Annotated in this window: 7 protein-coding genes and 1 pseudogene; 6 read left to right on the top strand and 2 right to left on the bottom strand. The window is 71.9% G+C overall.

Annotation, left to right across the window (positions count from 1 at the left end; translation table 11 throughout):
- Positions 1-599: 599 nt before the first annotated feature.
- From ACFTZL_RS03915 to ACFTZL_RS03935, 5 genes and pseudogenes are all read left to right on the top strand, one after another.
- Positions 600-2,816 (top strand): annotated as a pseudogene (locus ACFTZL_RS03915) (SpoIIE family protein phosphatase); the annotation flags it as partial.
- A 485-nt stretch (positions 2,817-3,301) separates the two neighbouring features.
- Positions 3,302-4,384: a substrate-binding domain-containing protein gene (locus ACFTZL_RS03920; protein WP_382577916.1), complete on the top strand. Its 1,083-nt coding sequence runs from the start codon at positions 3,302-3,304 to the stop codon at positions 4,382-4,384.
- 15 nt (positions 4,385-4,399) lie between these two features.
- Positions 4,400-5,179 (top strand): ATP-binding cassette domain-containing protein, encoded by a 780-nt coding sequence (locus ACFTZL_RS03925; RefSeq protein ID WP_382577918.1) that lies wholly within the window; start codon positions 4,400-4,402, stop codon positions 5,177-5,179.
- On the top strand, positions 5,170-6,462 hold the full coding sequence (locus ACFTZL_RS03930; protein WP_382577920.1) for a sugar ABC transporter permease: 1,293 nt from the start codon (positions 5,170-5,172) through the stop codon (positions 6,460-6,462). The genes ACFTZL_RS03925 and ACFTZL_RS03930 overlap by 10 nt, the downstream gene beginning before the upstream one ends.
- Before the next feature lie 58 nt (positions 6,463-6,520).
- Positions 6,521-7,873, top strand: a complete 1,353-nt coding sequence (locus ACFTZL_RS03935; RefSeq protein ID WP_382577923.1) for an ABC transporter substrate-binding protein — start codon at positions 6,521-6,523, stop codon at positions 7,871-7,873.
- An 8-nt stretch (positions 7,874-7,881) separates the two neighbouring features.
- Here ACFTZL_RS03935 and ACFTZL_RS03940 read toward each other — a convergent pair whose 3' ends face one another.
- Entirely contained in the window at positions 7,882-9,378 is a 1,497-nt protein-coding gene (locus tag ACFTZL_RS03940; protein ID WP_382577925.1) for a sensor histidine kinase, read from the bottom strand.
- Between the two features lie 144 nt (positions 9,379-9,522).
- A complete protein-coding gene (acnA, locus tag ACFTZL_RS03945; RefSeq protein ID WP_382577927.1) occupies positions 9,523-12,240 on the bottom strand; it encodes an aconitate hydratase AcnA in 2,718 nt (905 codons plus the stop codon).
- A 276-nt stretch (positions 12,241-12,516) separates the two neighbouring features.
- Here acnA and ACFTZL_RS03950 point away from each other — a divergent pair, with 276 nt between their 5' ends.
- Positions 12,517-12,717: a DUF4236 domain-containing protein gene (locus tag ACFTZL_RS03950; protein ID WP_033308449.1), complete on the top strand. Its 201-nt coding sequence runs from the start codon at positions 12,517-12,519 to the stop codon at positions 12,715-12,717.
- Positions 12,718-12,746 lie beyond the last annotated feature (29 nt).

A 12,746-nucleotide genomic window follows, 5' to 3' on the forward strand; every position in this document is an offset into this window, starting at 1 on the left:
CGCCCGCGGCCGGGCGCGAGGTGCCCGGGGCCGGGGGTGGAAGTACGCCGATGCCCGAGAGCCCCGAGACCGGGGCCGGGGCCGGGGGTGGAAGTTCGCCCGTGGCCGGGAGTGAGGAGGCCGGGGCCGGGGGCGGAAGCACGCCGATGCCCGGAAGCCAGGAAACCGGCCCCGGGGCTGGTGGCTCGTCCGGGCCGGGGGGCAGTGGGGCATCCGAGCCGGAGGGCGAGGGCGGCTCGGCCAGGCCGGGACCGGGTGACTCGCCCCCGCCGGGACCTGACTCGACCAAGCCGGGACCAAGCGGCCCCACGGAGCCGGGCGGTAACGACGCCTCCGGGCCGGAGGGAGACCGCGCCCCATCCAGGCCAGAGGGAGACCGCACCCCCTCCAGGCCAGAGGGAGACCGCACCCCCTCCAGACCGGAGGAAGACCGCACCCCCTCCAGGCCGGAGGAAGACCGCACCCCATCCAGGCCGGAGGGCAGCGGCACCCCCTCCAGGCCGGAGGGCAGCGGCACCCCGTCCAGGCCGGAGGGCAGCCGCGTCCCACCCCTCCCCTCCCCCGCCGGCCCCCCAGGGGCGGAACACGCAGGGGCGGTCATCGCCAAGGCCTTTCGGACCGGGCGGGCGTTGTGGCTCGGGGGTGTGGTGTTCGCCGGTCGGGAGGAAGGCGGAGCCTCCGCCGCGCCGCTCGGGGCGTTGCCGCTGGGGGCCGCGGGTGGGTGGCTGGGCTGCCTTGTCGTGGTGGGAGAGGCCGGGGAGGGCTTCGGGGCCGAGCAGCGGGAGTTCCTGGAGCGGTATGCCGAGGCGGTCGCCGGGCGGCTGCGGGGCGAGGCCGACCGGTGCGCCCCCTCACCCCTGCTGGATTCGGCGCTGCGCGCCATGGGCGTCGGTTCCTTCGCCCTGGTGCCGGGCACCGGCCTGGTCGAGACGGACCAGGCCTTGCTCGAACTCGTCGGCATCCCGGAGAACGGCTTCGACGGCAAGACCGACACCCTGCTCTCGTGCAGCGTCCCGGAGGACGTCCCCGCCCTGATGTCGGTGATCGAACCGTCCGCGCAGACCCCCGGCCGCCGGGAACTGGAGTTCCGGATCCGCCGCCCCACCGGTGAACTGTGCTGGCTGCGCCTGAACTGCCGCGTGCGCAAGGGGCCCGAGGGCGCTCCGGAGCGGGTGCTCGGCGTGGTGACCGCCGCCCCCGTGCTGCGCCGGAGCGCCAGCGACGTCGCCCGGATCCAGTGGCTGACGGCCGCGCTCGACGACGCCGTGACGGTCCGGGACGTCAGCCGCGTGGTGGTCGCCGCGCTGCGCGAGCCGCTGGACGCCGACCGGGTGGCGCTCGCCGAGCTGCTGGAGGACCGGCTGGCGGTCACCGTGCTCGATCCGCCGAGTGCCGGCGCCTGGCCGGAGCTGTGGCGTGCCGAGTGGCGCTCGGAGTGGCCCGACGCGCCGGTCGCCGCCCTGCCCACGCTCCAGGCCGCGCTGCGGGACGGGCGGATGAGCCTGTGGCCGGCGGGTGCCGTACTGGAACCCGGGCTCGAGGGGATCGGCCCCGGCGGGCTCGCGGTCCTGCCGCTGCCGGCCAAGAGCAGGGTGACCGGGGTGTGCCTGGTCGGCTGGGACGCACCGCACGAGTTCGCCCCCGAGGAGCGGGCCCTGCTGACGGCGACCGCGGGGCTGGTGGGGCAGGCCCTGAAACGCGCGCACGCCTACGACGCCGAGCAGGAACTCGCGACGATGCTGCAGCGCAGCCTGCTGCCGCGCCGGCTGCCCCGGCTGCCCGGGGGCACCGCCGTGGCCCGCTATCTGCCAGCCCGGCGCGGGCTCCAGGTGGGCGGCGACTGGTACGACGTGATCGCGCTGTCGGAGGCGAAGGTGGCCCTGGTCATCGGTGATGTGCAGGGGCACAGCGCCGGGGCGGCGACGATCATGGGCCAGATGCGTACCGCGGTCCGGGCGTATGCCGTGGAGGGCCACCCTCCGGACGTGGTCGTCGGACACGCCAACCGGCTGCTCGTCGGCATGGAGACCGATCTGTTCGCCACCTGCTGCTATGTCGAACTGGACATGGAGGAGGGCAACGCGCTGTTCGTGCGGGCCGGGCATCTGTCCCCGCTGGTGCGTCTTCCGGACGGCGGCACCGAGGAGATCGCGGTGGAGGGCGGGCTCCCGCTGGGCGTCCTCGCGGACGCGGAGTTCCCGATGACGGCGCTCGCCCTGGCCCCTGGCTCGGTGCTCGCGCTGGTGACGGACGGTCTGGTCGAGTCGGCCGATCTGCAGGTGGACGAGGGCATGCGGCTCGTGCGCGAGGCGCTCGCCACGGCCGACCCCTCCGACCCGGGACGGATGGCCGACGATCTGCTGGGCGGCGCCGGCCGCCGTGAGGACGACGTGGCGTTGCTGCTGCTGCGCTACGACGGGATGCGGGTCCGGCCGGTGCGGGCGGGCTGGGTGGTGTGGCGGCTGCCGGACGCGGTCATGCACGCCCGCCGGTTCAGCGCGCGCACGCTGCGCTCGTGGGACGTCGTGGCCGAGGCCGACACCGTCCTGCTGGTGGTGTCGGAACTGGTCACCAACGCGCTGGTGCACACGCAGGGCGCGGTCCGTCTGGACCTGACCCTGGCCGCGGACCGGCTGCGGGTGACGGTGAGCGACTCCTCGCCGCGCGCGCCCGCCAAGCCGGTGGTGGTGGACTGGGAGTCGACGGGCGGCCGTGGGCTCTTCCTGGTCGAGGCGATGTCGACGGCCTGGGGTTCCGTGCCGGTCGGCGGCGGCAAGCAGGTGTGGAGCGAGATCGTCGTGTCCCGGCCGGATCCGGAACAGGAACCGGAACCCGAACCCGAGCAGGGGGCGGAACCACCGCGGGTCGAGCCGGAGCGTGTGCCGGAGCCGGGCCGGACCTGGGACCGCGGCTGGAGCCTGGTCCGCGACCGGAGCTGGGGCATGGGCCGAAACCGCGACCGGAACAAGGGCCGGGACCGGCCCCCGGACCCACCCCCGGGCCGCCGAATCCGTGGCCGGAACAGGGACCGGGACCAGACGCCGGACCCGAACCCGGGCCGCCGAGACCGTAGCCGGAGCAGGAACCGGGACCAGACACCGGACCCGAACCCGAGCCGGCCCCGCGACCGCGACCGCGACCGCGAGCCCGACCGGAACAGGCACAGCGACCGGAACCCGGAGCCGACCCCGAGCCTGGCCCCGGACCGGAACCCGGAGCTGGCCCCGAGCCGGAACCCGGACCGGAACCCCGAACGAAATCCCCGCCAGGGCCCGGCGCGGCCCGATGAAGGAGGTCCGCCGTGAGAGGGCGCAGATGGCGTGTGTTCGTCGCCCTGATGGCCGGTGTCCTGGCCACGTCCCTGGCCGGCTGTACCGAGAGCGGCGAAGAGGGCGACAACAGCCTGACCCTCGGCCTGCTGCTGCCGAGCCGCGCGGTCCCCCGCTGGGAGCAGTCCGACAAGCCCCTGATCGAGAAGCGGGTGAAGGAGCTGTGCCCCGAGTGCAAGGTGATGTACGCCAACGCCGAGAACGACGCGGGCAGCCAGCGGCAGCAGATGAACTCCATGATCACCAGGGGTGTCTCGGCCCTGATCCTGGACGTCGTGGATCCCAAGGCCCTGCGCTCCTCGGTCCGGGCGGCGGACCGCGAGGGCATCCCCGTGATCGCCTACGACCGGCTCGCCGAGGGCCCGATCTCGGGTTTCGTCAGTTTCAACGGCGGCCAGGTCGGCCGGCTCCAGGGCCAGGACCTGCTGAAGGGCATGGGTGCCAGGGCCGACGGCGGCGGCGTCGTCATGATGAACGGCGATCCCTCCAGCCCCAACGCCGCCTGGTACGAGGGCGGGTCCCGGTCCGTCCTGCGGAACAAGGTGCGGATCCTCAAGTCGTACAGCACCCTGGGGTGGCGCACGGAGAACGCGCACGACCACATGGCCGCCGCGATCAGCGACCTCGGCCCGAACCAGATCGACGGCGTGCTCGCGGCCAACGACTCGATCGCCGCCGGTGTCATCGCGGCCCTCAAGAGCGCCCGTGTCTCGCCGCTGCCCCCGGTCACCGGCCAGGACGCCGATCTCGACGCCGTGCGGCGCATCGTCGAGGGCGAGCAGTACATGACCGTCTACAAGCCCTTCCGGCTGGAGACCGAGGCGGCCGCCGCGATGGCCGTGGCCCTGGCGCGCGGCAACGACCTCGGCTCCCTCGTCACGCGGACCGTGGACAGCCCGACCACGAAGGACATCCCGGCGGTGCTGCTCACCCCGATCGCCGTGACGGCCGAGACCATCGGGCGGACCCTCGTCCGGGACGGCGTCTACACGATCGACCAGATCTGCCCCCCGAAGCTCCGGCCGGCCTGTGACCGGATCGGGCTCACCCGGTGAGGGACGTGATTCCCCGTGGCCCATCCCCCTGTTCTGGCGTTGCGCGGCATCTCCAAGCGGTTCGGCGGCGTGCAGGCGCTCGTGGACGTCGACCTCCAGGTCCGGGCCGGTGAGGTCGTGGCCCTGGCGGGCGACAACGGCGCCGGCAAGTCCACGCTGATCAAGGTGATCTCCGGTGTCAGCCCCGCCGACCGCGGCGTCATCGAGTGGGAGGGGCGGCTCGTGCAGATCAAACGCCCGCACGACGCCCACGCCCTGGGCATCGCGACCGTCTACCAGGACCTCGCCATGTGCGACAACCTGGACGTCGTAGGCAATCTCTTCCTCGGCCGTGAGATCGACCGGGTCGGTGTCCTCGACGAGGTGGAGATGGAGCGCCGCTCCCGTGACCTGATGCGCGCCCTGTCGATCCGGATCCCCGATGTGCGGGTGCCGGTCGCGGCGCTGTCCGCCGGTCAGCGGCAGGCCGTCGCGATCTCCCGCTCGCTCATGGGAGCGCCCAAGGTCCTGCTGCTCGACGAGCCCACCGCCGCCCTGGGCGTGGAGCAGACCAGCCATCTGCTCGACCTCATCGAGGAGGTGCGCGACCGCGGTATGGCGATCATCCTGATCAGTCACAACATGGGCGACATCAAGGCCGTCGCGGACCGGGTCGCGGTACTGCGGCTCGGGCGCAACAACGGTCTGTTCGACGTGAGCACCGTGACGCAGGAGCAGATCATCTCCTCCGTGACCGGGGCGGCGGACAACGCCGTGGCGCATCGTTCGAAGGGCGACGAGGAGGCATGGCCGTGAGCCGGGGCGGGCCGAACCGGGGCGGCGGGCCGGGCAGCGCCGGTCCGGTCGCGCCCGACCGCGGTCCGCGCACCCGGGGCTGGTCAGGGAATCTGCGCGGCTACGCCCTGGAGGTGCGCGGCAGTGTGCGGGACGGCGAGCGCGGGCCGCTGTTGGTCATCGCCGGGCTGATCGTGATCTGGTGCGTCTTCCAGGGTCTCGACGACAAGTTCCTCTCGCCGCGCAACCTGTCCAACCTCGGCGTGGGCATCGTCGGGACCGGTCTGGTCGCCGTCGGCATCGTGTTCGTGCTGCTGATCCGGGAGATCGATCTGTCGGTCGGCTCCGTCAGCGGCCTGGCAGGGGCCTCGTTCGCGGTGCTGAACGTGAACCAGGGGATACCGGAGTGGCTCGCGGTGGTCGTGGCGGTGGCGGTGGGCACGGCCGTGGGCGCCTTCCACGGGTTCTTCTTCGCCTCGCTGGGCGTGCCCGCGTTCGTCGTGACGCTGGCGGGCCTGCTGATCTGGAACGGCCTGACGCTCTACCTGCTGGGCGCGAGCGGCACGATCAACATCGACGAGGAGGGTCTGGTCGCGTCCCTGACCAGCCGCCACTTCGAGGACGACGCGGCGGCCTACACGGTGGCGGCGCTCGGCACGGCCGGGTACTTCCTGGCCGCCCGCCGCAAGCGTGCCCGCCATCTGGCCGCCGGGATGCCGCACCGGCCGACGGGTGACATCTGGCTGCGCACCGCTCTTCTCGCGGGGATCGCCTTCGCCGCGGCCTACACCCTCAACCGGTTCCAGGGGCTGCCGCTCGCGCTGCTGATCTTCCTGGTGGTCCTGGTCGTCTCGGACTACGTGCTGCGCCGCACCCGCTACGGGCGGCGGGTGTACGCGCTCGGCGGCGGGGTCGAGGCGGCGCGGCGGGCGGGCATCGGGGTGGAGCGGGTGCGGGTCGCCATGTTCATGGTGTCGGGGACGCTGGCAGCGTTCGGCGGGCTGTTCGTGGCCTCGGAGCTGACCTCGGCGAGCCCCACGACGGCCCGTGCCGCCGGCTCCGGCATGCTGCTGATCAACGCGATCGCGGCGGCCGTCATCGGCGGTACGAGTCTGTTCGGCGGGCGCGGCTCGCCCTGGTCGGTGCTGCTCGGGGTGCTGGTCATCCAGTCGATCGCCTCGGGCATGGGGCTGCTGGGGGTCGAGGACGCCGTGCAGTTCATGATCACCGGTGGGGTGCTGCTGGCCGCCGTCGCGGCCGACGCGCTCTCCAGACGCGGGGAGGCCCGCCGGGTTCGTAGATAATTCCCCTTTGCCCGCATATGCCTAAGAAATGGCAAAGATGGGTACTAGCCGGGTTGTCATGAAACGCAGCCGCCTCGCCCAGATGGCCATGGCAGCAACGGCCGTCCTGGGTCTGGTCCTCGCCGGATGCGGTGACACCGACCCGACCGGCGGCGACCAGGCCGACCTCAAGGTGCTCGCGATGGACGCGCCCCAGGTGCAGACCCTCAAGAAGCTCACCAAGGAGCACTTCACCGCGGAGACCGGCATCACGGTCGACTACACCCTGCTGCCGGAGAACGAGGCGCGGGAGCGGATGAACCGCGAGTTCGCGACCCAGGCCGGCAACTACGACGTGGCGAGCCTCAGCGCCTACGAGGTGCCGATCTACGCGAACAACGGCTGGCTCGCCCCGCTGGACTCCTATGTGAAGGCGGACGAGCACTTCGACCAGGGCGACGTCTTCCCCAACCTGGTGGAGTCGCTGACCGGGGAGGACGGCAAGGTCTACGCCGAGCCCTTCTACGGCGAGGGCTCCTTCCTGATGTACCGCAAGGACCTCTTCCGCAAGGAGGGGCTGGTCATGCCGCAGCACCCGACCTGGGAGCAGGTCGCCGACCTCGCCGCCGAGGTCGACGGTGTCGACGGCACCAGCGGCATCTGCCTGCGCGGCCTGCCCGGCTGGGGCCAGAACCTCGCCCCGATCAACACGGTCGTCAACACCTTCGGAGGCGCCTGGTACGACATGGACTGGAACGCCCGCCTGAACTCACCCGAGTTCAGGAAGGCCGTCGGGTTCTACGTCGATCTGCTCCGCTCCCACGGCCAGCCCGGCGCCGACCGGATGGGCGTGCTGGAGATCCTGGACCGCTTCGTCGAGGGCAAGTGCGCCATGATGTACGACGCCACGTCGCTGGCCTCGTCGATCGAGGCCGACGGTTCCTCGGTCAAGGGCAAGGTGGGCTACGTCCCGGCCCCGCACGACAGGACCGACCGGGCCGGCTGGCTGTGGACCTGGGCGTGGGGCGTCCAGAAGGCCTCCGACGACAAGGACGCCGCCTGGGAGTTCATCTCCTGGGCCTCCTCCAAGGAGTACCAGGAGCAGGTCGGCCAGGAGATGGGCTGGACCTCGGCGCCCGCCGGGAACCGCAAGTCGCTGTACTCCAATCCCGAGTACCAGCAGGCGGCCGGCGCCTGGTACCGGCAGGAGTACACGGCGGCGACGGACTCCGCCGACCCGAAGAGCCCCGGTGTGGGCCCCCGCCCGTACACCGGCATCGGCTTCCTGGGCATTCCCGAGTTCGCCGTGCTGGGTACGGCGGTCTCCCAGCAGATCGCCTCGGCCATCGCCGGGCAGCAGTCGGTGGACACGGCGCTGGACAAGGCGCAGGACCTCGCCCAGGCCGCGGCGGCGAAGTACCGGGGCGAGTGATCCGTCGGTCAGCGTTGCTCGGAGAGCTCCGGCACCTCGGCCGGCAACGGCAGTTCGCCCTCCGGCTCCGGGGCGGGAGGCAGCTCCACGGTGAATTCGGTGTGCCCCGGCGCGCTGCGCACGGTGGTGCGCCCGCCGTGCGCCGACGCGATCGCCTCGACGACGGCCAGGCCGAGGCCGGACCCGACGTCGCCCGGGCCGCTGCGCGAGCGGGAGGCGTCGGCTCGGGTGAAGCGGTCGAAGACCGAGGCGAGGAGGTGCGGCGGGATGCCGGGGCCGTCGTCCCGGACGCGGAGGACGCGGCGCTCGGCGGTGGCCTCCACCGCGGCCACGACCGTGGTGCCGGGCGGGGTGTGCGCGCGGGCGTTGGCTAGAAGGTTGGCCACCGCCTTGCCCAGCCCCGGCTCGTCGCCGACGACCAGTGCCGGCGCGTCCAGACGCAGCGCCAGTCGCCAGGTGCGGTCCGGGTCCGCCGCCCGTGCCTTCCGGACGGCCTCGGCGAGCAGGGCCACCAGGTCCACCTCGGCGGACCGCAGGGGGCGGCCCTCGTCCAGCCGGGCCAGCAGCAGGAGGTCCTCGACCAGGCCCGTCATACGCGCCGACTCGGCGGAGACCCGGCGCCAGGCCAGCATCGGCTCGACCGGGCCGGTGCCGCGGTTCATGAGCTCGGCGTATCCGGCGATCGACGCGAGCGGCGTACGGAGTTCATGGCCGGCGTCGGCGAGGAAGCGGCGCATGCGTTCCTCACCGCGGCGGCGGGCGGCACGGTCGCTCTCGACCTGGTCGATCATGCGGTTGAGCGCGGCGCCGACCTGCCCGGCCTCGCTGCCGGGGTCGGTGTCCGCCTCGGCCACCCGGGGCAGGCCGGTGAGCCGGTCGTGGCCGAGCGGTGCCTGGGCGAGATCGGCGGCGGTGGCGGCGACCCGGCCGAGGGGGCGCAACTGACGCCGTACGACGACGGCACAGACGCAGCCCGCGACGGCGAGTCCGGCGGCTCCCACGGCCGCCTCGACCACGACCAGGCGGTTCAGCACGTCCCGTACATCGTCCATGGGCAGCCCGGCGAGGACCCGGACCCCGCTCGCGTCCAGCCCCGTGACCCGGTAGGTGCCGAGGCCGGGGACGGTCCGGGTGTGGGGCCTGCCGTCGGGGGCGATGCCGCGCAGGGCGGCGCGCTGGCCTGCGGTGAGGGTCCGGGGCGTGCTGTCCGGGCCGGTGACCGCCGCGGCGGTGACCGCGCCGTGCGCGTCGAGGCGGGCCGCGAGCAGCCCGTCGGGGTGGCCGTTCCCGTCGAGGAACGTCAGGTCCCGGTCGTCGCCTGGCCGGACCGAGGCCCCGGCCAGGCCGTGTTCGGCGGCGTCCATGACCCGGCCGTCGAGATGGTCCAGCAGCAGCGCCCGTTGGGCGAGGACGGCGGCGAGCGCCATCGCGGCGCAGACGGCGACGAGGGCGGCGCCGATGCGGAGGAGGAGCCGGGTGCGCAGGGACCCGGGGGTGCCAGACATGTACCGATCCTGTCCCGGTCCGCTGGGGGAACCCTGTGTTCCGGCTGAGCACCGGCGATGTCCCCGTACGAACGGCGCGGGCCGCGCCCCCGGTCACCCGGGAACGCGGCCCTCGAACTGCCTCCGACTGCCTTGCCGGCCCGCTTACTTGCGGATCAGGCTGCGCAGCACGTACTGCAGGATGCCGCCGTTGCGGTAGTAGTCCGCCTCGCCGGGGGTGTCGATGCGGACGACCGCGTCGAACTCCACACCGGTGTCGGTGGTGACCTTGACCGTACGGGGGGTGGTGCCGTCGTTCAGCTCGGTGATGCCGGCGATGGAGAAGGCCTCCTCGCCGGTCAGGCCGAGGGACTCGGCGGACTGGCCCTCCGGGTACTGCAGCGGGATGACTCCCATGCCGATGAGGTTGGAGCGGTGGATGCGCTCGTAGGACTCGGCGACGACGGCCTTGACGCCGAGGAGCGCGGTGCCCTTGGCGGCCCAGTCGCGGGACGAACCGGAGCCGTACTCCTTGCCGGCCAGGATGACCAGCGGGGTGCCCTGCTCGATGTAGTTGCGCGAGGCGTCGTAGATGAAGGAGACCGGGCCGCCGTCGACGGTGAAGTCGCGGGTGTAGCCGCCCTCGGTGCCCGGCGCGATCTGGTTGCGCAGGCGGATGTTGGCGAAGGTGCCACGGATCATGACCTCGTGGTTGCCTCGGCGCGAGCCGTAGGAGTTGAAGTCACGCCGCTCGATGCCGTGCTCGGTGAGGTACTTGCCGGCCGGGGTGTCGGCCTTGATGGCACCGGCGGGCGAGATGTGGTCCGTCGTCACCGAGTCGCCCAGCTTGGCGAGCACGCGGGCGCCGGAGATGTCGGAGACCGGGGTGGTCTCCATCGTCATGCCCTCGAAGTACGGGGGCTTGCGGACGTAGGTCGACTCGGCGTCCCACTCGAAGGTGTTGCCGGTCGGGATCGGCAGCGCCTGCCACTGGGCGTCGCCCGCGAAGACGTCCGAGTAGGACTTGGAGAACATGTCCTCGCCGATGGCGTTGGCGACGACGTCGTTCACCTCGGCCTCGGAGGGCCAGATGTCCGCGAGGAAGACCGGCTTGCCGTCCTGGTCGGTGCCCAGGGCCTCACGGGTGATGTCGACCTTCATGGAGCCGGCGAGCGCGTAGGCCACGACCAGCGGCGGGGACGCCAGGTAGTTCATCTTGACGTCGGGGTTGATACGGCCCTCGAAGTTCCGGTTGCCGGAGAGGACCGAGGTGACCGCGAGGTCGTGGTCGTTGACGGCCTTGGAGACCTCGTCCGGCAGCGGGCCGGAGTTGCCGATGCAGGTGGTGCAGCCGTAGCCGACGAGGTTGAAGCCGACCTTGTCGAGGTACGGGGTCAGGCCCGACTTCTCGAAGTAGTCGGTGACGACCTTGGAGCCCGGGGCGAGGGTGGTCTTGACCCACGGCTTGCGGGTCAGGCCCTTCTCCACCGCCTTCTTGGCCACCAGGGCGGCGGCGACCATGACGTACGGGTTGGAGGTGTTGGTGCAGGAGGTGATGGCCGCGACCGTCACCGCACCGTGGTCGATCTCGTACGACGTGCCGTCGGGGGCGGTCACGGTGACCGGGTTGGACGGGGTGCCGTTCGGGGCGACGGCCGGGGCGTCGGAGGCCGGGAAGGACTCCTTGCCGGACTCGTCCACGGAGTCGACGTAGTTGAGGACGTCCGCCTTGAACTGCTCGGCGGCGTTGGCCAGGACGATACGGTCCTGCGGGCGCTTCGGGCCGGCGATGGACGGGACGACCGTCGACAGGTCGAGCTCGAGCTTCTCGGAGAAGTCGGGCTCGGCGGCCGGGTCGAGCCAGAGGCCCTGCTCCTTGGCGTACGCCTCCACGAGCGCGACCTGCTGCTCGGAGCGGCCGGTGAGCTTGAGGTAGTTCAGGGTCTCGCCGTCGATCGGGAAGATCGCGGCGGTGGAGCCGAACTCCGGCGACATGTTGCCGATGGTGGCGCGGTTGGCGAGCGACGTGGCGGCCACGCCCTCGCCGTAGAACTCGACGAACTTGCCGACGACGCCGTGCTTGCGCAGCATCTCGGTGATCGTGAGGACCAGGTCGGTGGCGGTGGTGCCCGGCTTCAGCTCACCGGTCAGCTTGAAGCCGACGACGCGCGGGATGAGCATGGAGACCGGCTGGCCGAGCATGGCGGCCTCGGCCTCGATGCCGCCGACGCCCCAGCCGAGGACGCCCAGGCCGTTGACCATGGTGGTGTGCGAGTCGGTGCCGACGAGGGTGTCGGGGTACGCCTGGCCGCCCCGGACCATCACCGTGCGGGCCAGGTGCTCGATGTTCACCTGGTGGACGATGCCGGTGCCGGGCGGGACGACCTTGAACTCGTCGAACGCGGTCTGGCCCCAGCGCAGGAACTGGTAGCGCTCCTTGTTGCGGCCGTACTCCAGCTCGACGTTCTGCTTGAAGGCGTCGTTCGTGCCGAACTTGTCGGCGATGACGGAGTGGTCGATGACCAGCTCGGCCGGGGCCAGGGGGTTGATCTTCGCCGGGTCGCCGCCCAGCTCCTTGACCGCCTCACGCATGGTCGCGAGGTCCACGACACAGGGAACGCCGGTGAAGTCCTGCATGATCACGCGGGCCGGCGTGAACTGGATCTCCTGGGAGGGCTGGGCCTGGGAGTCCCAGCCGCCAAGGGCGCGGATGTGGTCGGCGGTGATGTTCGCGCCGTCCTCGGTGCGGAGGAGGTTCTCCAGCAGCACCTTCAGGCTGTAAGGGAGGCGCGCGGCGCCCTCGACCTTGTCCAGCCGGAAGATCTCGTACGACTCGTCGCCCACCTGCAGCGTGCTGCGGGCGTCGAAGCTGTTCGCCGACACGACAGTCTCCTTCATTGATGTGCGCGTACCACCACGATCCTGCCGCCACGGCTACTTGGCCGATCCGCTAAGGTAAGGCTAAGTTAGGTAGGCCTTACCACCGGACCGGTGACGCCGCGCGGCTGCGGTGCACCTCGGCAGATATCTCGATGTCGAGATAACTCTAATACACGAGGGCCGGATGGTCATGCCCCGGCACCCGTCATGCGGTCATGTACCTCCCTTCCCGGGGTATCCGAACCAGGTATCCACGCCACGAACGGAAGGGAGACAGGCATGCCGCTCACGTTCCGCAAGAGTTTCCGGATCCTTCCGGGGGTGCGACTGAACATCAACAAGCGCTCCTGGTCCATCACCACCGGCGGCGGAAAGAACGGCCCGCGATACACCCGCAGCAGCACGGGACGTCGTACGACATCGATGGATCTGCCCGGACCTTTCGGATGGCGGCGCACCACGAAGGCGCGGCGACACTGAGCCCGCCGGGCGGGATTGACGTCCCGTCA

Source organism: Streptomyces sp. NPDC056948, from assembly GCF_042674225.1.
In the GTDB taxonomy this organism is placed as follows: domain Bacteria; phylum Actinomycetota; class Actinomycetes; order Streptomycetales; family Streptomycetaceae; genus Streptomyces; species Streptomyces purpurascens.

Excerpts from the sequence above, each read along its gene's own strand:
- ACFTZL_RS03935 (WP_382577923.1), top strand. The coding sequence starts at position 6,521 with ATGAAACGCAGCCGCCTCGCCCAGATGGCCATGGCAGCAACGGCCGTC.
- ACFTZL_RS03940 (WP_382577925.1), bottom strand. The coding sequence starts at position 9,378 with ATGTCTGGCACCCCCGGGTCCCTGCGCACCCGGCTCCTCCTCCGCATC.
- ACFTZL_RS03950 (WP_033308449.1), top strand. The coding sequence starts at position 12,517 with ATGCCGCTCACGTTCCGCAAGAGTTTCCGGATCCTTCCGGGGGTGCGA.
- ACFTZL_RS03930 (WP_382577920.1), top strand. The coding sequence starts at position 5,170 with ATGGCCGTGAGCCGGGGCGGGCCGAACCGGGGCGGCGGGCCGGGCAGC.